The sequence below is a fragment of the Rhodococcus sp. KRD162 genome, assembly GCF_017168335.1.
Classification (GTDB): Bacteria; Actinomycetota; Actinomycetes; order Mycobacteriales; family Mycobacteriaceae; genus Rhodococcoides.
The window spans coordinates 345,397-369,319 of record NZ_JABFAU010000011.1 but is presented as its reverse complement, the minus strand read 5'-3'; the positions used below and the strand labels follow the sequence as shown (position 1 = coordinate 369,319).

Here is a 23,923-nt window from a genome sequence, read left to right as displayed (position 1 = left end):
CTGCACTAATGCATCGAGTCCGGTGGACACCGGCGCGTCGAACTGCGGATCGGTGACACCGACTCGTCGTTCGAGATCGACTCGTCGTTCGAGATTATCGACGCAGACCCAGACGCTCGATGAGCGAGCGGTAACGGGTGACGTCGACCTTCGCGATGTACTTGAGCAGGCGACGACGACGTCCGACCAGCAGCAGCAGGCCGCGGCGGGAGTGGTGGTCGTGCTTGTGCTTCTTGAGGTGCTCGGTCAAGTCGACGATGCGCTTGGTGAGCATTGCAACCTGCGCCTCGGGCGAACCCGTGTCGGTGGGGTGCAAGCCGTACTCGCCGAGAACGGCCTTCTTCTGTTCGGTGGTCAATGCCACTGGTACTACTCCTGATCAATGACGTCCGCGTGAAAGGAAGCAACGCAGCCGTCGTGGGCACGACGGAATCGAAGCCGGTACAGCCGCCGCGGACCGCAGCGAGCACCGAGGGGACAGCCTATCAGGCCGAGTCCGCGGCAAGAATCGAGCGTGCTCGCTCGGCATCGCGGCCCATTTCCTCCACGAGCGCCTCCATCGAGTCGAACTTCTCCATCCCGCGCAGCCGCTCGACGAAGTCCACTGCCACGTGCTGGCCGTACAGGTCGGCCTCGCCGTCGAGCACGAACGCCTCGACAGTCCTGTTGCGGCCGTAGAAGGTGGGATTGGTTCCCACCGACACCGCGGCCGGATGTCGTTCACCCGGGGTCACCGTCCCCATGATCGGACCGGGCCCGAGCACGGTGAACCACGCGGCGTAGACGCCGTCCGCCGGAATTGCCGAGTACATCGGCGGCGCGACATTAGCTGTGGGATAACCCATTTGACGACCACGACCGTCACCGTGCACCACGACACCCTCGACGCGATGCGGACGACCGAGCGCTGCTGTCGCCGCACCGACGTCTCCTGCGTCCACGCAGGATCGGATGTACGTCGAGGAGAACGTCACAGCATGCTCGGCGAGCAGGTTCACTCCGTCCACCGCGAAGCCGGACCGTTCGCCGATCTTCCGCAACAGCGGGACGGTCCCGAGCGCCTTCTTTCCGTAGGTGAAATTCTCACCGACGACGACTTCCGCGACGTGCAGGCGCTCGATCAGTATCTCGTGCACGTATCGCTCGGGCGTGAGTTTCATCAGCTCGGGCGTGAACGGCATGACGCAGAACACATCGATTCCCAACGCTTCGGCCAGTTCGGCACGCCTGGTCAGAGTCGTCAGCTGCGCAGGATGACTTCCCGGCCGCACGACTTCCATCGGATGTGGATCGAACGTCATGAGCACGCTCGGAACACCACGCTCTCGCGCAGCGACAACTGCGCGCTCGATCAGCTGCGCGTGTCCGCGGTGAACGCCGTCGAACACACCGATCGTGAGCACGCATCTGCCCCAGTCGGCAGGTACATCGTCGAGTCCTCGCCACCTCTGCACACCGCGAAGCCTACGGCCCGTCGCCGTCGCGGTCACTCTCGGACTGGCGTGTCGCACGCGCCGGGTATGGACAAAAAGGTATCCCCACGGTAAATATTTCGGTGTGCCTAACTTTTTTCTTCGCGGCCGTGGATCTCGCACCGAGCGAGTAGTCGTGACCTGTGCGCTGGCGGGCCTACTGGTCGCGGCGAGCAATGGTTGCGCCCGTGCCGTCGGGGATGACGACGCGTTGGTGCTCGACGACGATCGTCCTTTGGTTCTGACAACGTTCACCGTCCTCGCCGACATGGCCGCGAACGTCGCCGGAGAACACCTGCGAGTGGAATCGATGACGAAGGCCGGAGCCGAGATCCACGGCTACGAACCGACCCCTGGAGATCTGCGGACGGCCGAGCAGGCCGAGCTGATCCTGGACAACGGTCTGGGGCTCGAAGCCTGGTTCGAGAAATTCGTCGAGCGTCTGCCGGTACCGCATGCCGTCGTCAGTGCGAATGTGGATCCGGTCTACATTCGCGACGACGCATACGCGGGGAAGGTGAACCCGCACGCGTGGATGTCGCCGGTCGCCGCCGAGACGTACGTGCACAACATCGCCGCCGCGTTCGCCGAACTCGATCCCGGCAACGCCGCCGACTATCGCGCCAATGCCGCCGAGTACACCGAGCAACTCCGAGAGGTCGGGGGCGAACTCGACGCAGACCTGGCCGTCCTGCCTCCGCGACAGCGTGCACTGGTGACCTGCGAGGGGGCCTTCGGGTACCTCGCGCGCGACTTCGATCTGCACGAGGCGTACCTGTGGCCGGTCAATGCCGAACAGGAAGGAACACCCAAGCAAGTGGTCCGCACCATCGATTTCGTTCGCGAGAACGACGTACCCGCAGTGTTCTGCGAGTCGACCGTCTCCGACAAGGCGCAGCAGCAAGTCGCCGAGGACACCGGCGCGCGGTTCGGCGGACACCTCTATGTCGACTCCCTGAGCGATGCCGACGGCCCGGTTCCCACGTACCTGGATCTGCTGCGCTACGACGCCCGGCTGATCGCCGATGCGCTGGTGGGGCAAAGATGACCGAACACGACACCGCATCACGGGCAGACGGCGTCGACGCGTTGTCGATCGACACCGTCAACGTGCGGTATCGCGAGGTCGTGGCTCTCGTCGACGCCAGCCTCACGCTCGCATCGGGCCGAGTGTGCGGGTTGGTCGGGATGAACGGATCGGGCAAGTCGACACTGTTCAAGGCCGTGATGGGAGTCGTGAAGCCGAACACCGGTTCCATCACGGTCTTCGGCGCGGACCCCGCGCAGGCACGCAAAGCAGGCACGGTCAGCTACGTGCCCCAGGCAGAATCGGTGGACTGGACCTTCCCGATCAGCGTTCGTGATGTCGTCATGATGGGGCGATACGGAAAACAGAACTTCTTCCGCACTCCCCGAGCTGCAGATCGTGCAGCCGTCGACGACGCTCTGCAGCGTGTCGACCTGGCCGATCTAGCGAATCGGCAAATCGGCCAGCTCTCGGGCGGCCAGCGCAAACGTGCGTTCGTCGCACGTGCCATTGCCCAGGAGGCGTCGTTGCTGTTGCTCGACGAACCCTTCGCGGGCGTGGACAAGAAGACCGAAGCCACCATCACCCGGCTGCTGCGCGAGCTCGCATCGCACGGTGCGGCGGTACTGGTGTCCACTCACGATCTGCACGCACTACCGGCTCTGTGCGACGAGGCGATCCTGCTCCAACAGCGGGTGCTGATGCACGGCCGCCCCGCCGAGGTACTGCGCCCGGAGAACCTCGCGCTGGCCTTCGGCATGGACCCCTCGACGGTCGACCAGCTGGGCGCGGGGACTCCCCCGACGCACACCCGAACTCCGGAAGCGAGCTGACCGGTGTATCCGATCGACTTCCTGCTCGACCCGCTCGAGTACACCTTCATGCAGCGGGCACTACTGGTGACCATCACCGCCTCGATCGTGTGCGCGGTCCTCAGTTGCTGGCTCGTCCTCATCGGCTGGTCGCTGATGGGTGATGCGGTCTCGCACGCGGTGTTACCCGGCGTCGCGCTGTCGTATCTGTTGGGTGCGCCGTTCGCGATCGGCGCGCTGTTGTTCGCGCTCATCGCGGTCGGTGCGATCGGGGTGGTCCGCAACACGACCATCGTGAAGGAAGACGCGGCCATCGGCGTCGTGTTCACCACGTTGTTCGCGCTCGGCGTCGTGCTGATCTCGAAGTTTCCCAGTCAGATCGATCTCAATCACATCCTGTTCGGCAATCTGCTCGGCGTCTCGCAGGCCGACATGCTGCAGGTATTCGTCCTGGGTGGGATCGCGTTGGCGGTCATGATCGTCAAGCGTCGAGATTTCACCCTGTTCGCGTTCGACCGCACCCAGGCTCGCGCCGTCGGAATCAACCCGACGGTGATCTCCGCGGTGATGCTGACCCTGCTGGCACTGACCACCGTGGTCGCGCTCCAAGCCGTCGGGGTGATCCTCGTCGTGGCGATGCTGATCACGCCCGGCGCATCTGCATACCTGCTCACACACAGTTTCGGACGGATGCTGGTGCTGGCACCGCTGATTTCGGTGGGATGCGCCCTGGTCGGCATCTATTCGAGTTTCTATCTCGACGTCTCCTCCGGCGGCAGTGTCGTACTGGCCCAGGGGTTGGTGTTCGTACTCGCATACTTGTTCAGCCCCTCGCAGGGCATCGTCACCCGTGCCCTGCGTCGGCGCAGACAGGTGTCGCTCGCTCCGGCCGAGTGAAGTGTCTTTTCCTATTGGATTGCCTAAGCTCGCAATCGTGGCGCAACGAAAAGACGATCCTGTTTCTGCCGACGAGGGCGTCCAGCTGTCCGCTGTTGCGCAGGATTACCTCAAGGTGATCTGGACTGCCAGCGAGTGGAGCGAGGACTCCGTCAGCACCAAGATGCTCTCCGAACGCATCGGTGTGTCCGCGTCGACGGTGTCCGAAGCAATTCGCAAACTGGCCGACCAGGGCATGGTCGATCACGCCCGCTACGGAGCGATCTCGCTGACCGAGAAGGGCCGCCTGGCCGCCATCGGCATGGTGCGTCGACACCGTCTGATCGAGACGTACCTCGTGCGCGAACTCGGCTACGGCTGGGACGAAGTCCACGACGAGGCCGAGATCCTCGAACACGCCGTCTCGGACTTGATGATGGAACGGATCGACGCCAAACTCGGCCATCCCGAACGGGATCCGCACGGGGACCCCATTCCCTCGGTCGATGGTGCGGTCGACGCCCCGTCCGCCACCCGGCTCAGCGACTATCTGGACGGACAATCCGGCCGAGTAGCCAGAATTTCCGATTCCGACCCTGCGATGCTCCGCTACTTCGATTCCGTCGGCATCGCTCTCGACGTGCCGATCACGGTGAAGGAACGACGCGACTACGCCGGTACCGTCGCCATCGAACTGGCACGAACCGGTGACACGGACTCCATCGACCTCGGGCACCGTGCCGCCGAAGCGATCTGGATGGTTCCCGCGACCTGACTGCCGTAGGGTCCGCGCCCCGGCCCCGACAGCGCCCGACCGACCCCGCCCGCTTCCCCCGCTCCTGAAGCAGTGCGATGGTGTGACCTGTCGGGTCGATCGCCGCGTAGACCCCGTCGATCCCTACCGGGTCCAGCCAGCGGCCCTGGCTCAATGACTCGGCCTCGGCCGCATCGATCTGCCGATGCGGAAACGCAGTGCGAGCGGCCTGATCGATATCGAGGCTCACCGCAGGATCCTCGGCCAGCTCGTCGAGGGTGCGCGCATGCTCGAGCGTGAAGGGCCCGACGCGAGTGCGACGCAGCGCCGTCAGGTGGCCACCCACACCCAAGGCCGTACCGAGATCGCGCGCCAAAGCGCGCACGTACGTCCCCGAGGTGCAGTCGACCTCGACATCGAGGTCGACGAAACTACTCTCGTGCTCCACCACATCACGCCGGGCCGTGACATCGAACCGGTCGACCGTGACCTTGCGGGCGGCCAGCGTGAACTCCTCGCCGGCCCGAGACAACTTGTGTGCGCGCTGACCGTCGACCTTGATGGCGCTGACGCTGGCCGGAACCTGCTCGATGTCGCCGGTCAATCCGGCGACAGCGGTGGCGATCTCCGAATCCGAGATGTGCCCGGCGGAGGCGTCGGACAGGACCTCTCCCTCGGCGTCGTCGGTCGTCGTGCTGCGCCCAAGCCGGACGGTCGCGGTGTAGGACTTGGTGGTCAACGACAGCAGACCGAGCATCTTGGTGGCCCGCTCCACACCGAGAACGAGTACGCCGGTGGCCATGGGATCCAGAGTCCCTGCATGGCCGACTTTCCTGGTGCGCAGCAGTTTTCGACACGACGCCACCACATCGTGGCTCGTCACACCCGGACCCTTGTCCACCACCAGCAAGCCGGCACCGACGAGACCGGAGGAAATCTTTTCGCGAGCACTCACGGGAGTGCATTGTGCCAGGCGGGCCGGGCCGACCGTCACATCACCGAGATGGCGGTCATCACCAGGCCGCCCTCGACCTTCCATCGGCCGTCGAACGCAGTCAACGGGGATCCACTGTCGGTATCGCCGGGCACCAGCAGTTCCGAACGGAACGTCCCCGAGATGTCGTCACCGGAGCCGGTGCGCTCGAAGGTGATGTGCGCATCCTCGAACCCGAGCCACCGTCCGGTCAGTGGCTCCCAGGCTTTGTAGGTGGCCTCCTTGGCGCAGAACAGCAGGCGATCCCAATGGACGTCCTCGCGGCCGACACTCGCCAGCCAGTCTCGTTCGGCCTGCAGACTGACCGCTTCCAAGACCCCGTCGGGCAGTGGACCGTGCGGCTCGGCATCGATTCCCACCGACCGCACCTGCATCGAATACGCCAGCACCGCCCCGCGATAGCCGTCGCAATGCGTCAGGGAACCGACCACTCCCTTCGGCCACTGCGGCGCACCCGACGTGCCCCGCATGATCGCTGCGGGCTCGACCCCCAACTTCTCCATGGCCACGCGGGCACAGTGCCGGGCCGAGGTGAACTCCCGCTTGCGCTTGTCCACCGCCTTGGCGACCAACGGCGCTTCGAGCGGATGAGGCTTCAGGTCCGGTGGATCGGCGAACAACTCGGCCGAGACCACGCCGTTCGGAAGAATGGATTCGATCACTTGCCCGCCCTCATCTTTTCTACTTCCGCTTCCATCTCCGGCGTCACCGTGAAGTGTCCGCCCCACTTGTTCAACGTGCCCGGCGGATACTCGGGGACCGGAAGAATCTGTCGCAGAACATTGTTCGGTAGCCCGCGGCGCTGCCACTCACGCGGGTAACCCACCGAGACCTCCTCGAAGCGGACGCCGTCGTAATAGGTGGTGCGCGGGATGTGCAGGTGCCCGTACACCGAGCAGATCGCGTTGTACCTGGTGTGCCAGTCCGCCGTCCGAGTGGAACCACACCACAGCGCGAACTCCGGGTAGAACAACACCTCGGTCGGCTGACGAACCATCGGGAAGTGGTTGATCAGCACGGTGGGAACAGTGGTGTCCAGCGCGTCGAGCCGCTCCTGGGTGGCTTCGATACGCGCGTGGCACCAGGCGTCACGTGTCGCGTACGGCTGCGGGGACAGCAGGAATTCGTCGGTGGCCACGACGTTCTTCTCCCGCGCAATCGCCAGTCCATGTTCTTTGTCTCTGGCTCCCCGAGGCAGGAAGGAGTAGTCGTAGAGCAGAAACATCGGCACGATGGTCGCCGGTCCGCCCTCCCCCTCCCATTGCAGGTAAGGGTCCTCCGGGGTGACGACGCCGATCTCGCGACACAGGTTCACCAGATACTCGTACCGAGCGGCTCCGTGGATCTGGACGGGATCTTTCACCGTCGTCCACAGTTCGTGGTTTCCGGGGACCCAGATGACCTGTGCGAAACGGCTACGAAGCAGCTCGAGAGCCCACTTGATGTCGTCGGTCTTCTCCGACACGTCGCCGGCCACGATGAGCCAGTCGTCGGGTGACTCGGGGAAAATGTCCTCGGTGACGGGACGGTTACCTCGATGTCCGACGTGAATGTCGCTCACTGCCCACAGCTTCGCTGCCACTGATGACCCCTTTCGATGAGCTCGGCCGCCGGCGTCGAGTAGCCGTACCGTCCAAGAACGATTCAACGTCCCATGGTCCACGGAGATTCCGCGGCACGCTCCGCCGGGTGCCGGAGTGCGCCGAGAAACCGACGCCGCTGTGAGCATCGGCGACGGGAAACGCTCGTATTGTCCGCATATTCGGGTATATGGTGCAGTTCATGACGATTCTGCGGAAACCCCCGGCGCAGGAGACACAACAATGACCGTGCCTCCGATCCGAGTACGAGACGCTGCCGCGCTACTCGGCGTCAGCGACGACACCGTGCGGCGATGGATCGACAGTGGCACGCTTGCCTCTCTGGAAGACGAGACCGGCCGCAAGGTGATCGCCGGCCGAGACCTGGCCCGGTACGCCCGCGAGCATGCTGCTCCCCCGCCGGAAGTCTCCTCGGGCGGCAGCTCTGCCCGGAATCGACTGGTCGGGCTGGTCACCGATGTCGTGTCGGACACCGTGATGAGCGAGGTCAGCATGCAGTGCGGGCCTTTTTCCATCGTGTCCCTGATGAGTACGAAGTCGGTTCGCGAACTGGGGCTCGAACCCGGCAAGGTCACCGTCGCGGCCATCAAGGCCACCACCGTCATCGTCGAAACACCCTAGAACGGAAAGGGATCCGAGTGAAAGCCACGAAGCCGGCCTGTATCACCCTGATCGCGGCCGCTGTGCTGCTGGCCGGGTGCAGTTCCGCCACCGGTTCGTCGGCGGCGGATTCTGCTCCGCCCGATGGCGGCGTCGGTGGCAAGATCACCGTGTTCGCGGCGGCCTCGCTGCGCGCACCGTTCACCGACATCGGTGCGCGCTTTCAGTCCCGACACCCGGACACCACCGTCGATTTCAGCTTCGCCGGTTCCTCCGATCTGGCCGCTCAACTGATTGCAGGCGCACCCGCAGACGTCTTCGCGTCGGCCGATACGAACAACATGGCCAAAATCGTCGACGCAGACCTGGTTGCGGGCGAACCCGCCGACTTCGCCGCCAACACCCTGACCATCGTCACCGCACCAGGAAACCCGAAGAACGTCACCTCGTTCGCAGATCTGGCGAATCCCGCGGTCCTGACGGTGATCTGCGCGCCGCAGGTACCGTGCGGGGCGGCCGCCGCGTCCGTCGAGGCCGCAACCGGCACCGACATACCGGCGGTGAGCGAGGAATCCTCGGTCACCGATGTGCTCGGTAAAGTCACCTCGGGCCAAGCAGACGCCGGGCTCGTCTACGTCACCGATGCCTCCGGCGCAGGTGACGCCGTGACAGCGGTACCGTTCGCAGAATCGAGCGAGGCTGTCAACACCTACCCGATCGCGACGTTGCGCGCCTCCGACAACGACGACACCGCTCGCGCATTCACCGAGTTCGTCACCGGCCCCGTCGGGCGAGACGTACTTGCCGGTGCAGGCTTCGCGGCACCGTGACCGTGCAGACACCCGACGTGCGGCCGCGTCCGCGCCGCGCGAGGCCGGTCGGGGTGCCGCTGTGGATTTTCGTTCCCGCGGCGGTCGGTGCGCTCGTCGTCGTGGCACCGCTGGCCGCGATGTTCACTCGAATCGAATGGTCGAACTTCTTCGGACTCGTCTCCTCGGACTCGGCGGTTGCGGCGCTGATCCTGAGTCTGAAGACGGCATCCGCCAGCACGGTCCTGTGCGTGCTGTTGGGTGTGCCCATGGCAATCGTGCTCTCGCGCAGCACGATCGGCGGGCTGTCGATCCTTCGATCCTTGGTCGTGCTGCCACTTGTTCTACCTCCGGTGGTCGGCGGAATCGCGTTGCTCTACACCTTCGGGCGACAGGGACTGCTGGGCGAACATCTCGAAGCCTTCGGAATTCGCATCGCGTTCACCACCTCCGCCGTCGTGTTGGCGCAGGTATTCGTGTCCTTGCCGTTCCTCGTGGTCAGCGTCGAGGGGGCTATGCGCACCGCCGGTAGTCGCTACGACGTGGTGGCAGCGACTCTGGGGGCCACCCCGACGACCGTTCTACGTCGCGTCACCATTCCGTTGATTCTTCCGGGATTGATGTCCGGCACAGTGCTTGCCTTCGCACGATCTTTGGGTGAATTCGGAGCCACCTTGACGTTCGCCGGTTCGCTCGAGGGCGTGACCAGAACACTCCCGCTGGAGATCTATCTGCAGCGTGAGACCGATCCGGATGCCGCAGTGGCGTTGTCGCTGCTGTTGATTCTCGTCGCCGCACTCGTCGTCGTCACCGTACGCGGCACTCGATCCTCGGGCACGCTGTGAACTCGCTGCACGTACGTACCAGCCTGAGAGCCCGCGGCATCGATCTCGAACTCGACGTCGACAAGGGCGAGACGGTCGCAATCCTCGGCCCCAACGGGGCCGGCAAATCGACACTGCTGCAACTGGTGTCGGGTTCGCTGACCCCGGACGACGGAATCGTCCGACTCGGGTCGGAGATGTTGACCGAGACCTCGGCGAGAACGTTCGTCCCGATTCACGCCCGAGGCGTTGCCACTCTCGCCCAGGACGCGCTGCTGTTTCCGCACATGGACGCACGCACCAACGTGGCCTTCGCGCCGCGGAGCACCGGGGCGAACCGAGCAACCGCGAACGCCGTGGCCGATCGGTGGCTGGACGCCGTCGAAGCATCACACCTGGCCGGTCGGCGTCCGGCTCAGCTGTCCGGTGGTCAGGCCCAACGTGTGGCGATTGCGCGTGCCCTTGCTGCGGATCCTCGACTGCTTCTGCTCGACGAACCGTTTGCGGCCCTGGATGTCGAAACCGCACCGGCCGTTCGGCGGGTGCTGCGGACGGTTCTGCGCGACAGCGGCTGCACGACGCTGATCGTCACCCACGATCTGCTCGATGTGGTCGCACTCGCCGATTCCGTCGCCGTGATCGACGGCGGACGCGTGGTAGAGCGCGGCTCGGTGGCCGAGGTACTCACCGCTCCCCGAAGCGAGTTCGGTGCCCGCATTGCCGGAGTGAACCTGATCTCGGGCCGCGCCGTCGATGCCGATGACACGACGAAGCTGACCACCACCTGGGGTATGACGGTTCACGGTTCGGACCGGTACGCCACCGGGACACCACTGGTAGCAGTGTTCTCCCCCGCCGCGGTCTCGGTGCATCTCACGGCACCGCACGCCAGCCCCCGCAACGTATTCGAGGTCGTGATCGAAGAATTGGAAGTCCAGGGATCGGGCATTCGCGTCCGCTCTCGCTCCCATCCCGACGGCTCACCCGGGATGGCCGCCGACATCACCCCCGCAGCCGCAGCGGATCTGGGGCTCGAGCCGGGGCGCACCGTGTTCTTCGTGGTGAAGAGCCACGAGGTGGCATTGCACCCCGCGCTGCCCTCGCAACCGTGATCGGCGGTCACTGCAGTTGTCGATCACTGCAATTGTCGGTCACTGCCGATCACGAGCCACTTGCCGGACAGCACTCTGCCCACGACCGCGAGCATGCGCAAGCCGACGAATACACCCAGGCCGACCCAGATCCCCACCAAGCCCCAATCGAAGACCAGTGCCGACCAGATGAACGGCAGGAAGCCGGCGAGGGCGCAGGCCATCGTCGCGTTCCGCAGGAAAGCCGCGTCACCACTGCCGAGCAGAACACCGTCCAACGCGAACACCACACCAGCAACGGGGATGATCGCCACGAAGATCCACCAGATCGCATGCATCTGATCGACAACCGAGGCATCGCTGGTGAACAGACCGGGGACGAACGACCGACCGAGGGCGAACAGGGCGGCGAGAACGATGGCGAATACCGTCGACCACACCGTCAGACGCCAGGCCAGAGCGCGCGCGTCCTCGGTCCTACCGGCACCCAACGCGGCCCCCACCAGGGTTTGTGCGGCAATGGCCAGCGAATCGAGCGTCAGCGACACCAGGTTCCACATGTGCAGCACCACCTGGTTGGCGGCGACCGATGCTGCCCCGAACCTCGACGCGACCGCGGCAGCCGAGAGGAAGCACGCCTGGAACGCAAGGCTGCGCACGATGAGGTCACGGCCGAGCACCAGCTGTGCACGCATCACCGTCCACCGTGGACGTAATGCCGTGCCTTCTCGGACGACCGCTACGACGAACAGCACGCCCGCGACACCCTGGCCGATCACATTCGCCACGGCCGATCCCACGAGCCCGAGCCGCGGAAACCCGAGCACGCCGTGCACGAGGAGCGGGCACAGTACGGCCGACACACCGAAGCCGAGCACGACGAATCGGAGCGGCGACACGGTGTTCTGAACCCCGCGCATCCATCCGTTTCCGGCCAGCGAGATCAAGATGAACGGCACCCCGAGCAGAGCCACCCGCAGCCACGCGATCGCCTCGACGGCGATGTCGCCGCCTCCGGTGAGCATCGACACCACGGGCTCCGCGGCCAATTGGGCCACGATCACGATGGCCGTTCCGATGGCGACGGCCAACCAGGTTGCCTGCACGCCTTCGCCCACGGCATCGCGTTCACGTCCGGCACCGTGCATGCGCGCCGCCCGCGCTGTCGTGCCGTACGACAGAAACGTCAGTTGCGTACTGACTTGCGCCAGCACGAGGCCACCGATCGCCAGTCCGGCCAGCGCCAACGCGCCGAGTCGGCCCACCACCGCGGCATCGAACAGCAAGTACAGGGGCTCGGCGGCGAGGACGCCCAATGAGGGCAGCGACAGCCCGAGGATTCGTCGAGCGGTGACGGGGGTGGAGCTCACGACGACGACAAGGCCTTGCACAGAGCGTCGATCACGTCGTCGAGCTGACCCGTCGCGGTGTAGCCCGCTGCGTTGCGGTGACCGCCTCCGCCGAGCGTGTAGGCCACTGCCGACACGTCGACCTTGGTCTTCGAGCGCAGCGAGACCACCCACACCGAAGTGAAGTCCTGCTGCTTCAACACGGCGGCGACTTCGGCTTCCGAGGTGGTGCGCACGATGTCGATCACACTCTCGATCTCCTCGGACCGGAGCCCGGCCGCATCCTCGCTACGGATGACGGCGTAGACCAATCCGCCACCGTCGGCCGCATCGGGTAGCAGGGCCGCCGAACCCAGCACGTTTCCGAGCATCGGCAGCCAGTTGAAGGGGTGGGTATCGAGGAGCGTGCGCGCGATGCGTGCGCCGTCGATACCCGTCGCCAGCAGTCTCTCGGCCAACAGGTGTGAACCCGGCCGAACCCAGCGGAACGATCCGGTGTCGGTGACCAGACCTGCATAGAGTAGGTGCGCCAGATCGGCATCGATCTCCACACCCCACCGATCGAACAGATTCGCGATCACTGCCGTGGTGGATTCTGCCGACGCGACGACCATGTTGACCGTTCCGAAGCGGGTGTTGCTGCGGTGATGATCGATGACGAGGCTCGCCGACGCGGTATCGAGTCGGTCGGCCAGCGAGCCCAACCGATCTCTGCTTCCGGCGTCGACCGTGACCACGAGATCGACGGTCTCGGCCACGTCGTGGGCGTCGACCAGCAGGTGACGACTCGGCATGTCGTCCATCGATTGGGGCAGGGACGATGGGGCGGCGAAGGCAACTTGCACGCGCACGCCGCGCCGTTCGAGGGCGGTACCGATCGCCAGGCCGCTGCCGATGGTGTCGGCGTCGGGCTGGACGTGGCACAGAACCGTCACCGAGGACGCGCGTTCGAGCATCTCGATCGCGCGCGCAACCTCGACGGGCTCGGCCAGTGCCCGCGAATCATCCGACATGTCAGTCGGCTTCGGCAGGCTCGACGGCCTCTGTATCGTCCCGGCCCGCGAGTGCTTCCTCGCGCGGGGCCTTGTACGGATCGGCGTCCCCGGCCGGAGTGGCGTTCGCACGCGCGCGGGCCAGCTCCTCGTCGGCCATGCGGGCACGCTCGAGGAGTTCTTCCATGTGACGGGCGGTATCGGGGACCGTGTCGGTCACGAACGTCAAAGTCGGGGTGAACCGCACGCCCGTCCCGGCTCCGACCTTCGAGCGCAGCACACCCTTCGCTTTCTCCAGGCCTGCCGCCGCGCCCTGTAGGTCGGGCGGAGTCTCGAGGTCCTTGCCCATGACGGTGTAGTACACCGTTGCGTCGTGCAGGTCGGCGGTCACCTTGGTGTCGGTGATCGTGACGAAGGCCAGCCGTGGATCCTTGATCTCGTGATCGATCGCCGTCGCAACGATGGCGGCGATTCGCTTGGACAATTTACGAGCCCTGGCCTGATCCACCACGACAATCACACTCCTCTTTCATGGCCGAACGCCGATTCGATCCGACGTCCCGACGGTTGTGCACTTCACTCGGCCGATTTCGCGAATCAATCCTCGGGTCCGAAAATTCTCCGACGTACTGCCAACAGTTCCAGATCGTGTCTTTCGGCGACGTGCCGCTCGCACTCGTCCAGTTTGTCGTGCAGTAGATCTACATCCGTGCCTGCTGCGGCGACTCCGAGCAGTGACCGCCGGATTCGTTCTCGTTCACCGGTTTCGGCGGCCGACACTCCCAACTTGTGCAAGTCACCGAGAACCGGTTCCACCATCGACCGCTTCTCGGCGAGCGAACGCACGTCCCCCAACAACACGTCCAACTCCAGAGCACCCAGATACACGCTGACGTCCTTCGATCGGCTCCGACGACAAAACCGGTGGCGGTACAACTGTCGTACCGCCACCGGCTCGAAAGTCGGAGCGCAGTGTCACTCCCCTGGCTTCACCACCGAGCCGACGCGACCGGGAACGGAGCCTGACGACTCCGTCCACCAGCTAGTCGCGCGGCTTTTCACGGAGTTCGTACGCCTCGATGACATCGCCCACCTTGATGTCGGAGTACGTCACCGTCAAACCACACTCGTATCCCTCGCGAACCTCGACCACGTCGTCCTTCTCGCGGCGAAGCGAGGAGATGGTGACGGTCTCGGCAACGACCGAACTGTCACGGAGCAGACGCGCCTTGGCGTTGCGACGGATCGTACCGGAGGTGACGAGGCAACCGGCGATGTTTCCGACCTTGGAGGAGCGGAACAGCGCGCGGATCTCGGCCTGGCCCAGTGCGACCTCTTCGTAGATCGGCTTGAGCATGCCCTTGAGGGCCTTCTCGATCTCGTCGATGGCCTGGTAGATCACCGAGTAGTACCGAATGTCGACGCCCTCGCGGTTGGCGAGTTCGGTTGCCTTGCCCTCGGCTCGAACGTTGAAGCCGATGATGATCGCGTTGGACGCCGACGCCAGGTTGACGTTGGTCTCCGTCACGCCACCGACACCGCGGTCGATGACCCGCAGTTCGACTTCGTCACCGATTGCAATGCCGAGCAATGCCTCTTCGAGAGCCTCGACGGTTCCCGAGTTGTCGCCCTTGAGGATCAGGTTGAGCTGAGAAGTCTCCTTCAGAGCTGCATCGAGATCGTCGAGGCTGATGCGCTTGCGACTCTTCGCTGCGAGCGCGTTGCGCTTGCGGGCGTTGCGCCGGTCGGCGATCTGACGTGCGATGCGATCCTCGTCGACAACCAGGAGGTTGTCGCCTGCTCCGGGCACCGACGTGAAGCCGATGACCTGAACGGGGCGGGACGGCAGCGCCTCGGTGACGTCCTCGCCGTGCTCGTCGACCATGCGGCGGACGCGGCCGTATGCGTCGCCTGCCACGATCGAATCGCCGACACGGAGCGTTCCGCGAGCGATGAGCACGGTCGCAACCGGACCACGACCACGGTCGAGGTGCGCCTCGATGGCGACACCCTGAGCCTCCATGTCCGGGTTGGCACGAAGATCGAGCGAGGCGTCGGCAGTCAGCAACACCGCTTCTAGCAGGGCCTCGATGTTGGTGCCCTGCTTGGCGGAGATGTCGACGAACATCGTCTCGCCGCCGTATTCCTCGGCGACCAGACCGTACTCGGTCAGCTGCTGCCGGATCTTGTCCGGATTCGCGCCTTCCTTGTCGATCTTGTTCACCGCGACCACGATCGGCACCTCTGCCGCCTGGGCGTGGTTGATCGCTTCCACCGTCTGCGGCATGACGCCGTCGTCCGCGGCGACCACCAGGATCGCGAGGTCGGTGGCCTTGGCACCGCGGGCACGCATGGCCGTGAAGGCCTCGTGACCGGGGGTGTCGATGAACGTCACGAGACGTTCGCTGCCCTCGAGCTCGGTCAGCACCTGGTACGCGCCGATGTGCTGCGTGATTCCGCCTGCCTCGCCTTCGCGCACCGTGGTGTTACGAATCGAGTCGAGCAGTCGCGTCTTACCGTGATCGACGTGGCCCATGACCGTGACCACGGGAGGACGCTGTTCGAGGTCTTCCTCGCCGCCTGCGTCCTCGCCGTAGGTGAGGTCGAACGAGTCGAGCAGTTCACGATCCTCGTCCTCGGGGCTGACGACCTGGACGACGTAGTTCATCTCGCCGCCGAGAAGCTCCAGCGTCTCGTCGTTGACCGACTGCGTCGCTGTGACCATCTCGCCGAGGTTGAACAGAGCCTGCACCAGAGCGGCCGGGTTCGCATCGATCTTGTCTGCGAAGTCCGACAGCGAGGCACCGCGGGCGAGACGAATGGTCTCGCCGTTGCCGCGGGGCAGCCTGACGCCGCCGACTGCCGGAGCCTGCATGCTCTCGTACTCGGCGCGTTTCGCCCGCTTCGACTTGCGGCCACGACGAACAGCACCGCCGGGACGACCGAAAGCACCTGCCGCTGCACCGCGCTGGCCGGGACGGCCACCGCCACCGGGACGGCCGCGGAAACCACCTGCGGGAGCGCCGCCTGCGGGAGCACCACCGGGAGCGCCGGGAGCGCCGCCACCGCGGTAGCCGCCGCCGCCCGGACGTCCGCCGGGTGCGCCTCCTGGGCGACCTGGGCGTCCTGCTGCCGGGCCGGGGCGCGCCGAACGGGTCGGCATCGCACCTGGGTTGGGACGAGGCGGCATCGAGCCGGGACTCGGACGAGGTCCTGCCTGTCCTGGTGCCGGGCGGGGCCCACCCTGCCCGGGGGCCGGACGGCTACCGCCGGACGGTGCGGCAGGCCGAGGGCCTGCCTGTCCTGGAGCGGGGCGTCCGCCACCGGGACGCCCCGCTCCAGGACGGGACGGGGTCCGCCCGGTTTTGCAGCGCCTGGCTTCGCAGGGCTGCTGGCCGCGCGATCTGCCGCTGCGCGACCGTTGGGTGCTGCCGGCGCGTCCGCGTTCTCGGACGGGAAAGATTCGCGCAGTCGACGAGCCACCGGGGCCTCGACTGTCGATGATGCGGACTTGACGAACTCGCCCTGCTCTTTGAGCCGTGCGAGTAGTTCCTTACTGGTGACACCGAGTTCTTTTGCCAACTCGTGCACGCGGGCCTTGCCTGCCACTGCTCTCCTCACTGAGAGGCCGAGCGAGGCTTGGTGCCCGCACGACCTCGGGTTATCTCCGATGGACGTTCATCGTTGGTGCTTCACGGTGTGCTCATCAGTGCTGTTGCCTGTTCTTGTCGACGGGTGTTGCTCTTGTCGTGTTCTCGTTCTGCAGCCGTTCGTGCTCCACGAGCACGTCTGTCACCGCGGACGATTCCACATTTCCCGATATCCGAAACGCACGACCGAAAGCTCGGCGTCGCTCCGCATTGTGCAGGCACTCTCGGCTGTAGTGCAACCACGCACCACGGCCGGACATCGAATGCCGGACATCGGGGACGAGAGCGAATTCGTGCGAACCAGCTTCTCGAACCACGATCCTCAACAGATCGGTGGCAGGTACTCGCTCCCTGCACCCGACGCATGTACGAAGTGGCCGACTTTTCACAGCCGAATACTCATGTTCATGCCTCTGGGCGGAGAGGTCGTTACCGAACCAAAGACCACTCTACCGCTGTCTTGCCTCGAACTCCGCATTCCGGCCCTATGCGCTGGTCGTCTCGGGTGCCGCCGCATCGCTGCGGATATCGATACGCCAACCGGTCAATCGAGCCGCCAGCCGAGCGTTCTGCCCTTCCTTACCGATTGCCAGAGAAAGCTGATACTCCGGAACCACCACTCGCGCCGCACGAGCGGCCGCATCGACAACCGTCACAGACACAACCTTCGACGGCGAGAGTGCATTCCCGACGAACGTGGCGGGGTCCTCGTCGAAGTCGATGATGTCGATCTTCTCCCCGGCCAGTTCGCTCATCACGTTGCGCACCCGCTGGCCCATCGGTCCGATGCAGGCACCTTTGGCATTCAGACCAGCCACCGTGGACACCACTGCGATCTTCGACCGGTGCCCTGACTCCCGTGCCACCGCCACTATGTCCACCGAACCGTCTGCGATCTCGGGCACCTCGAGCGCGAACAGTTTGCGCACCAGATTCGGATGAGTGCGAGAGAGAGTGATCTGCGGGCCCCGATTTCCCCGGGCGACCCCGACGACGTAGCACTTGATGCGTTCTCCGTGCTCGTAGGTCTCACCCGGAACCTGCTCGGCGGGGGGCAACAGACCGTCGGCACCGTTGGCGTCACTGCCGATGCGCACGATCACCGTGCCCTTCGAGTTGGCCCGGGTATCGCGCTGGATCACACCGTTGACGATCTCACCCTCGTGTGTGGAGTACTCGCCGAAGGAGCGCTCGTGCTCGGCGTCACGCAGGCGCTGCAGAATGACCTGACGCGCGGTCGTGGCCGCGATGCGTCCGAACCCTTCCGGGGTGTCGTCCCACTCGGAGACGAGATTGCCGTCGGCGTCGAATTCCTTGGCCATGACCCGAACGGCCCCGGTCTTACGGTCGACGTCGATCCACGCGTTCGACTGATGCCCCTCGGTGTGTCGGTAGGCAGTGAGCAGCGCGGTCTGAATGGTCGAGATCACCATCTCGATCGGAATTCCCTTGTCCGCCTCGATCGCACGCAGTGCCGCAATGTCGATATTCACTTGTTGGACCCTTCTTCCGGTGCTTCCACATCCACGATCTCATCGGTGTTCGCGGGTGAAGGGCGGCTGCCCACAACCCCTCCCGCCAGGTCCATCTCCTCGGCACTCGGGCGCGAGAACTCCACCTGCACAACAGCTTTGACAACGTCAGAGAGTGAAACCGCCCGGGTGGACAGCACTCCCTTCTGCTTGATCACCACGGTGACCGAGTCGCCGTCGAGTACCCCGACTCGACACTCGAATGCACCCCCATCGGCGAGTTCGACGCGCACCTTGCGGCCCCGGGCCCGACGCCAATGCCGTGCCTCGGTCAGCGGCCGGTCGATTCCGGGAGTGGTCACCTCCAAGGTGTACGGAGCTTCACCGAAATCGGTCACGGCATCGAACGCATCGGAGATCTCACGGCTCAGTTCCGGGAGCGCGTCGAGATCGACACCCTCCTCGCGATCGACCATCACCCGCACCGCGCTGTGTTTGCCTGCGGCGATGACATTCACGTCTTCGAGGTCGTACCCTCGCTCACGAACGAGGTCGACGAGCAGTTCGACAACCCTCTCCTTCGACGGAACAGGCATGTCGGAAAACTCCTCGTGTGTAGTTGTGTGCGGTACGACGAACTGGCAGCCCGGCTGCATCAGCCGAAGCTACAGCCTACCGCCCCGCGGCCGATGCTCGTGACCACGCACAGCCGACGCTTTCGCGCGGGCGCGGCACGCGGGCACAGAACGCGGGGGCACAGGGGTCTGGCACGATGTCGTGGTGCCCACGCCGACCATCCCCTTCGCGCTCAGCCGCCGCGGGTTGTTCCGACTCGCCGGTGCCGCCGCCCTGTCCGCGGCCACCATGTCCACTACGGTCGCCTGCGGCCGCGAGGAGATCTCGGGCCCTGCGCTCGACTCGTTGACTGCGCAGGCGCGCGCCGCGCGCAGCGATGCCGCAGACGCCCTTGCCGCGTCGACCGTGATTGCCGACTACGCAACAGCACTCGAGATCGTGGCAGCGCAGCGCGCCGAACACGCCGATGCTCTCGATACCGAGATCGCCCGGGCCACCGGTGCACCTACCGACACCCCGACGACCGAGACCTCCGCCACGTCCACCACGACGACTGCCTCCGCACCTCCGCCGCCCGATATCGCCGCGGTGCGGGAAACGCTGACCGCCTCTGCTCGGAGTGCCGCGCAGGCGGCTCGAAACGAAAGCGGATATCGCGCTGGGCTTCTCGGTTCGATCAGCGCTGCGTGCTCGGTCTCGGCCTCGGTGGTCCTGGCATGAGCGATCTCGGTCCCGAGCAGCAAGGGCTGGTGGACGCCCTCGACGCCGAGTACGCCGCGGTGTTCGCCTACGGTGTCGTCGCCGCATTTTCCAACTCCTCGCGCGCCGAACTGGTGGCGTCGAACACCGCCGCGCACCGTGCGCGCCGCGATGCGACCATCGACGCGCTTCAGGCCGCGAGTGTTGCCGTACCGGAGCCCGCTGCGGCCTACGCAGTGCCGTTTCCGGTGACCGATGCCGTCTCGGCTGCTCGATTGGCTGTGCAGGCCGAGACCGACACGAGCGTCGCGTGGCGTTCACTGATCGAGCGCAGCCAGTCCGGTGCCGCTCGCGAGATGGGAGTGCAGGCCCTGACCGAGTCCGCGGTTCGCCTCGCGACATGGCAGCAGATCCTGGGCGTCACTCCATCGTCGACTGCATTTCCCGGTCAACCGTGACCGTCTGTGCCACAGCGGCGGTACGGCCCGGCATGAACAGTGCGGCCAGGATGCCGATCGCGACTACTCCGGCACCGACGAGTAGGGCCGGTGCCAAGGCATCGGTGTAGCCGGTGGGCGTCAGCGATCCACCGTTTCCGAGGAACACGGCGGTGAGCACAGCAATTCCGAGTGCGATACCCACTTCTCGCACAGTGGAGTTGGCACTGCTCGCCGTGGCGTGATCGTCGTCGTTCATATCTCGCAAGACCGCAGTCGCGGACGGCGCGAACGTCAGTCCCATTCCCACGCCGGCCATCAGCAGCGCCGGGACGATCGACCGGTAGCCGGTATCGGGACCCAGGATCAGCGCCATCCACACCAGCGACGCCGACTGCAGGGACAGGCCGCTGATCAGCAAGCCGCGCAGTCCGACGCGCTCGGCCAACAGACCCGCGATCGGAGCGACCACCATCGGCGCTGCAGTCCAGGGCAGCGTGCGTAGACCTGCCTCGAAGGGGGTGTAGCGCATGACGATCTGCAGGTATTGCGCGAGGAGAAACACAGCGCCGAACATGCCGAGCGAAAACGTGATCCCGATGACGTTGGCGACGGCGAAACTACGGGAGCGGAACAGCGCAAGCGGCAGCACCGAATATCGAATGCGTGCTGCGCGCGCGAGGAATGCCGCGAGCAATACTGCGGAACCGAGGAAGCTGGCCAGGACGGTGGTCGAGGCCCAGCCGTCGTCGTTTCCGTGAACGACAGCCCAGACCAGGAGGAATACTCCGGAGCCTGACAGCAGAACGCCGAGCAGATCGAGTGGCTGGACACGACCCGCCGATTCCTTCAGCGCGATGTATGCGAGCGGCATCGCGACCAGCGCCACCGGAACGTTGATCCAGAAGATCGCCTGCCAGGAGATTCCGTCCACGGCGGCACCACCGACCACGGGTCCCAATGCCACGCCGAGCCCGGAGACCCCGCCCCAGATCCCTATTGCCATGGCACGCTTGCGCACTGGCACCACTGCGGCGAGCAAGGTCAACGACAACGGCATGATGGCGGCGGCACCCATCCCCTGCACCGCCCGGGCCGCGATGAGCATTGCCGGGCTCGCAGCGAGAGCGCTGGCGACCGAGGCAGCGGTGAAGATCGCGATACCGCCGAGAAATACCGAGCGCCTGCCCCACCTGTCCCCGAGCGTTGCGGCCGTGAGCATGAAGGTGGCGAAGCTCAGCGTGTAGGCGTTGAGGAACCACTGCAGTTGGCCGACCGAGGCATTGAGGTCCTGCTGAATGACCGGAAGCGCGCTGGTCATCACCAGGTTGTCGAGCGTGGCCATGAACATCGGTATGGATGCTGCGGCAATTCCCAACCACACGGGAATCGATCGAGAGCTGGGTGGCAGTGCATGGGGAGTGGCTGTAGCGGTCATGGCGACCTTCCCGAATCAGGCTTGTAAGCATCGAATGATTACTTATTTTCGACCGTAAGTTATCGACTGATAACCTGTCAACATGTCCGATACCCCCACGCCCAGAGCAACCCGCATGGACGCAGCCGACCGTCGAGAACTCGTTCTCGACGCCGCGACACGCGCGTTCGCCCGCGGGGGCTACGCCGGAACCAGCACGGATGCCGTGGCGAAAGAGGCCGGGGTCTCGCAGCCGTACGTCGTCCGCATGTTCGGAACCAAAGTCGAGTTGTTCTGCCTGGTATTCCAACGCGCCATCGACGGCATCATGGCGGCTTTCGACAACGTACTGGCCGGCGGCCCACTCGACCACACCGACGATCAGACGTGGGCGAAGCTCGCCGGTGCCTATGCCGATCTGGTGGCCGACCGCGACCTACTCCTGGTGATGATGCACGGGTTCGGTGCCGGCGCGGTACCCGAGATCGGCCGTCGAGCACGAGAAGGTATGGGTGCGATCTACACTCAGATCCGTAGCGGCACAGGATGTTCGCAGGACCAGGCCAGAGAGTTCATCGCGCACGGAATGCTGCTCAACGTACTGTTGTCGATGCAGGCACCCGAGCACCCGGACGACAGCGTCGCACTGCACGAGATGACGATGTGCGCATTCGGAACCACGTTGGTTCCGGCAGACCCCGACTAGGGGCGCATCTCGTACCGACCGTCGTACGAGACGACCTCGTTCCACACCGCCTCGAAACGATCTGCGTCCACCACGGGCTTACGGATGGCATCGAGCGCCCACTGCTGTTGCGCCGCAGTCGAAGACGGCTTTCCGTACAGTGCGACCGCGTACCCGGAGAAGTCCCTGATCTGGAAATCGAAGATCTGGTCCATCATCTCGGTCGAGATCTCGTCGGCCTGCTCGAGCAGGAGATGACCGTAGACGACGAGCGAGAACAGATGACCCACGACGAGTAGGAAGTCGAGGTCCTTCTGTTGCGCTTCGTCCGGCGCACACTCGGAAAGAAACGATCCGAACGCCAGTGCCTGCTCGTAGAAACGCTCGACGTTCGGTATGCCGGAATGTTTCCGATACAGCGGATTCCAGTCGTGGAATCGCACCGCGCTCGCGCCGCGGGCCGGACCTTGGGCAAAGAAGAAGCTGTCGTCTACCGGCTCGGACGAGGAGACGATATCGGGGTAGTCGGTGGGCGAGAACATGTACGCAGGCATGAATTTGAGCATCAACGCGACGTTGACGTGGACCGTGCCCTCGAGTTTCGGCAACGTACCGATCAACTGCGCGGCTTCACGGAAGTAGGTGTTCTTCTCGTATCCCTTGGCTGCGATCACGTCGTGCAGCAGACCGACGACGGTTTCGCCCTCCGACGTGACCTTGGCCTTGGTCATCGGATTGAACAGCAGATAACGCCTGTCCTCCGGTCCGGCGGCACGGAAGTAGTCCAGCGCTCGCGCGCTGAACAGCTTCATCGCGATCAGGCGTGCGTAGCCGTCGACGAATGCGGCACGCACGTGGGGGAAATCGGTGACCCGGTTGCCGTACAGAATTCTGTTGTGCGCGTGCGTGATCGCCTCGTAGAACGCATGCTCGCAGATACCGATCGAGCCGGTGCACAGATTGAACTTGCCGACGTTGACCGTGTTCAGAGCGGCCGAGAACGCGTCGGCTCCGGTGTGCAGGATGTCCTGCCTGCGGACCGGGTAGCTCTCCAGCGAGAACGTGCTCACGTACATCTGTCCGTGCACGACGGACTCATGCAGCCGGTACGCAGGATGCGCGCTGTCGGCGACGAAGAAGACGTAGGAGTCCGGCCCCTCCACATCGGTCCGCCGACCGAACACCGACACCATGCCCGCCACATTGCCGTTCCCGATGTAGTACTTCTCCCCCGATGCCGTGAACTCCGGGCCCTCGGAACCCTCGGAGGTGGGCGTCAGCAGCATGTCGGTGGAATACACGTCGGCACCGTGTGTCCGCTCGGACAATCCGAACGCCATGACTGCGCCACCGTCGAGCTCTGCCGCGGCCCGCCGCTTGGCATCGTCGTTGGCGCTCATCCAGATCGGCCCGAGGCCGAGAACCGTGACCTGCCAGGTGTACCAGTACGCCAAACCGTAGAACCCGAGAATCTCGCTGAGCGCAGCGTTGCGGGCGGCGTCCCAGCGCGTATTCGGAAGACCGTTCGCGTAGGCGGCGGGTGTGGAGAAGGTTGCGAACAGCTTCTGTTCCGCGACGAATTCGAGAAAGTCCGAGGGCCAGACGCTGTCCAGATCGTCTGCCAGCAGCCTGTCCTTGCCTCGACTCTCGAACCATTCGATCAGGGCACGCAGCTGTCTCCGAGAGTCGTCGTCGAGCTCGGTGGGATCGAAGGTGGCCGGATCGAACAACGCATACTGACCCACGGTGTGACCTCTCCTAGTCGTTGACTCGAAGCTACCAGCGG

24 protein-coding genes and 2 pseudogenes are annotated in these 23,923 nt (G+C 65.0%); 11 read left to right on the top strand and 15 right to left on the bottom strand.

The window, feature by feature from the left end:
• Positions 1 to 94 precede the first annotated feature (94 nt).
• Both rpsO and J1M87_RS16255 read right to left on the bottom strand, forming a co-directional pair.
• Positions 95 to 364 carry a 30S ribosomal protein S15 gene (gene rpsO, locus J1M87_RS16260; protein ID WP_206490510.1) on the bottom strand — a complete coding sequence of 90 codons (270 nt, stop codon included), beginning with the start codon at positions 362 to 364 and terminating at the stop codon, positions 95 to 97.
• Positions 365 to 485: 121 nt separating this feature from the next.
• A complete protein-coding gene (locus J1M87_RS16255; protein WP_206490509.1) occupies positions 486 to 1,454 on the bottom strand; it encodes a bifunctional riboflavin kinase/FAD synthetase in 969 nt (322 codons plus the stop codon).
• A 103-nt stretch (positions 1,455 to 1,557) separates the two neighbouring features.
• On the opposite strand from J1M87_RS16255, the gene J1M87_RS16250 reads away from it, so the two are divergent.
• The 4 genes from J1M87_RS16250 to J1M87_RS16235 are packed head-to-tail and all read left to right on the top strand — an operon-like array spanning position 1,558 to position 4,962.
• Entirely contained in the window at positions 1,558 to 2,520 is a 963-nt protein-coding gene (locus J1M87_RS16250) for a metal ABC transporter substrate-binding protein (protein WP_374222392.1), read from the top strand.
• A complete protein-coding gene (locus tag J1M87_RS16245) occupies positions 2,517 to 3,332 on the top strand; it encodes a metal ABC transporter ATP-binding protein (protein ID WP_206490507.1) in 816 nt (271 codons plus the stop codon). The genes J1M87_RS16250 and J1M87_RS16245 overlap by 4 nt, the downstream gene beginning before the upstream one ends.
• Positions 3,333 to 3,380: 48 nt before the next feature.
• Positions 3,381 to 4,208 carry a metal ABC transporter permease gene (locus tag J1M87_RS16240; protein WP_241257075.1) on the top strand — a complete coding sequence of 276 codons (828 nt, stop codon included), beginning with the start codon at positions 3,381 to 3,383 and terminating at the stop codon, positions 4,206 to 4,208.
• A gap of 19 nt (positions 4,209 to 4,227) precedes the next feature.
• Positions 4,228 to 4,962 (top strand): metal-dependent transcriptional regulator, encoded by a 735-nt coding sequence (locus tag J1M87_RS16235; protein ID WP_374222391.1) that lies wholly within the window; start codon positions 4,228 to 4,230, stop codon positions 4,960 to 4,962.
• A gap of 37 nt (positions 4,963 to 4,999) precedes the next feature.
• Here J1M87_RS16235 and truB read toward each other — a convergent pair.
• The 3 genes and pseudogenes from truB to J1M87_RS16220 form a co-directional block, all read right to left on the bottom strand.
• Positions 5,000 to 5,896 (bottom strand): annotated as a pseudogene (gene truB, locus J1M87_RS16230) (tRNA pseudouridine(55) synthase TruB); the annotation flags it as partial.
• Positions 5,897 to 5,931: 35 nt separating this feature from the next.
• The gene (gene npt, locus J1M87_RS16225) at positions 5,932 to 6,597 is read right to left on the bottom strand and encodes a 4'-phosphopantetheinyl transferase Npt (RefSeq protein ID WP_206490503.1); all 666 of its coding nucleotides are present in this window, start codon (positions 6,595 to 6,597) and stop codon (positions 5,932 to 5,934) included.
• Positions 6,594 to 7,517 carry a metallophosphoesterase gene (locus J1M87_RS16220; RefSeq protein WP_206490502.1) on the bottom strand — a complete coding sequence of 308 codons (924 nt, stop codon included), beginning with the start codon at positions 7,515 to 7,517 and terminating at the stop codon, positions 6,594 to 6,596. The genes npt and J1M87_RS16220 overlap by 4 nt, the downstream gene beginning before the upstream one ends.
• A gap of 247 nt (positions 7,518 to 7,764) precedes the next feature.
• Here J1M87_RS16220 and J1M87_RS16215 point away from each other — a divergent pair, with 247 nt between their 5' ends.
• Genes J1M87_RS16215 through J1M87_RS16200 form a run of 4 tightly spaced genes read left to right on the top strand, consistent with a single transcriptional unit; the run spans position 7,765 to position 10,881 of the window.
• Positions 7,765 to 8,157, top strand: coding sequence for a molybdopterin-binding protein (locus tag J1M87_RS16215; protein WP_206490657.1), 393 nt, complete (start codon positions 7,765 to 7,767; stop codon positions 8,155 to 8,157).
• A 17-nt stretch (positions 8,158 to 8,174) separates the two neighbouring features.
• Complete coding sequence (modA, locus tag J1M87_RS16210; protein WP_206490500.1) at positions 8,175 to 8,966, top strand: molybdate ABC transporter substrate-binding protein; 792 nt, start codon at positions 8,175 to 8,177, stop codon at positions 8,964 to 8,966.
• Entirely contained in the window at positions 8,963 to 9,790 is an 828-nt protein-coding gene (locus J1M87_RS16205; RefSeq protein WP_307830826.1) for an ABC transporter permease, read from the top strand. The genes modA and J1M87_RS16205 overlap by 4 nt, the downstream gene beginning before the upstream one ends.
• On the top strand, positions 9,787 to 10,881 hold the full coding sequence (locus J1M87_RS16200; protein ID WP_206490498.1) for a sulfate/molybdate ABC transporter ATP-binding protein: 1,095 nt from the start codon (positions 9,787 to 9,789) through the stop codon (positions 10,879 to 10,881). The genes J1M87_RS16205 and J1M87_RS16200 overlap by 4 nt, the downstream gene beginning before the upstream one ends.
• Positions 10,882 to 10,904: 23 nt before the next feature.
• Here the strand turns inward: J1M87_RS16200 and J1M87_RS16195 are convergent, their stop codons facing one another.
• The 8 genes and pseudogenes from J1M87_RS16195 to rimP form a co-directional block, all read right to left on the bottom strand.
• Positions 10,905 to 12,230 carry an MATE family efflux transporter gene (locus J1M87_RS16195; RefSeq protein ID WP_206490492.1) on the bottom strand — a complete coding sequence of 442 codons (1,326 nt, stop codon included), beginning with the start codon at positions 12,228 to 12,230 and terminating at the stop codon, positions 10,905 to 10,907.
• Positions 12,227 to 13,222 carry a bifunctional oligoribonuclease/PAP phosphatase NrnA gene (locus J1M87_RS16190; protein WP_206490490.1) on the bottom strand — a complete coding sequence of 332 codons (996 nt, stop codon included), beginning with the start codon at positions 13,220 to 13,222 and terminating at the stop codon, positions 12,227 to 12,229. The genes J1M87_RS16195 and J1M87_RS16190 overlap by 4 nt, the downstream gene beginning before the upstream one ends.
• Position 13,223: 1 nt before the next feature.
• Positions 13,224 to 13,712, bottom strand: a complete 489-nt coding sequence (rbfA, locus tag J1M87_RS16185; protein ID WP_206490655.1) for a 30S ribosome-binding factor RbfA — start codon at positions 13,710 to 13,712, stop codon at positions 13,224 to 13,226.
• Positions 13,713 to 13,798: 86 nt separating this feature from the next.
• A complete protein-coding gene (locus tag J1M87_RS16180) occupies positions 13,799 to 14,089 on the bottom strand; it encodes a DUF503 domain-containing protein (protein ID WP_206490488.1) in 291 nt (96 codons plus the stop codon).
• Between the two features lie 154 nt (positions 14,090 to 14,243).
• Positions 14,244 to 16,810 (bottom strand): annotated as a pseudogene (gene infB / locus J1M87_RS16175) (translation initiation factor IF-2).
• Between the two features lie 97 nt (positions 16,811 to 16,907).
• Positions 16,908 to 17,240, bottom strand: coding sequence for a YlxR family protein (locus J1M87_RS16170; RefSeq protein WP_206490486.1), 333 nt, complete (start codon positions 17,238 to 17,240; stop codon positions 16,908 to 16,910).
• 96 nt (positions 17,241 to 17,336) lie between these two features.
• Complete coding sequence (gene nusA / locus J1M87_RS16165) at positions 17,337 to 18,344, bottom strand: transcription termination factor NusA (RefSeq protein ID WP_206490484.1); 1,008 nt, start codon at positions 18,342 to 18,344, stop codon at positions 17,337 to 17,339.
• Positions 18,341 to 18,919, bottom strand: coding sequence for a ribosome maturation factor RimP (rimP, locus tag J1M87_RS16160; protein WP_206490482.1), 579 nt, complete (start codon positions 18,917 to 18,919; stop codon positions 18,341 to 18,343). Before rimP ends, nusA begins: the two co-directional genes overlap by 4 nt.
• A gap of 184 nt (positions 18,920 to 19,103) precedes the next feature.
• Here rimP and J1M87_RS16155 point away from each other — a divergent pair, with 184 nt between their 5' ends.
• Complete coding sequence (locus tag J1M87_RS16155; protein ID WP_206490480.1) at positions 19,104 to 19,619, top strand: hypothetical protein; 516 nt, start codon at positions 19,104 to 19,106, stop codon at positions 19,617 to 19,619.
• Positions 19,616 to 20,056 carry a ferritin-like domain-containing protein gene (locus J1M87_RS16150; RefSeq protein ID WP_206490478.1) on the top strand — a complete coding sequence of 147 codons (441 nt, stop codon included), beginning with the start codon at positions 19,616 to 19,618 and terminating at the stop codon, positions 20,054 to 20,056. The genes J1M87_RS16155 and J1M87_RS16150 overlap by 4 nt, the downstream gene beginning before the upstream one ends.
• Here the strand turns inward: J1M87_RS16150 and J1M87_RS16145 are convergent.
• On the bottom strand, positions 20,019 to 21,473 hold the full coding sequence (locus J1M87_RS16145) for an MFS transporter (RefSeq protein ID WP_206490476.1): 1,455 nt from the start codon (positions 21,471 to 21,473) through the stop codon (positions 20,019 to 20,021). The two genes, J1M87_RS16150 and J1M87_RS16145, sit on opposite strands and share 38 nt — an antisense overlap.
• A gap of 82 nt (positions 21,474 to 21,555) precedes the next feature.
• Between J1M87_RS16145 and J1M87_RS16140 the strand changes: the two genes are divergently transcribed.
• On the top strand, positions 21,556 to 22,158 hold the full coding sequence (locus J1M87_RS16140) for a TetR/AcrR family transcriptional regulator (RefSeq protein ID WP_241256976.1): 603 nt from the start codon (positions 21,556 to 21,558) through the stop codon (positions 22,156 to 22,158).
• Here the strand turns inward: J1M87_RS16140 and J1M87_RS16135 are convergent.
• Positions 22,155 to 23,882, bottom strand: coding sequence for an acyl-CoA dehydrogenase family protein (locus J1M87_RS16135; protein WP_206490474.1), 1,728 nt, complete (start codon positions 23,880 to 23,882; stop codon positions 22,155 to 22,157). The two genes, J1M87_RS16140 and J1M87_RS16135, sit on opposite strands and share 4 nt — an antisense overlap.
• Between the last annotated feature and the right edge of the window lie 41 nt (positions 23,883 to 23,923).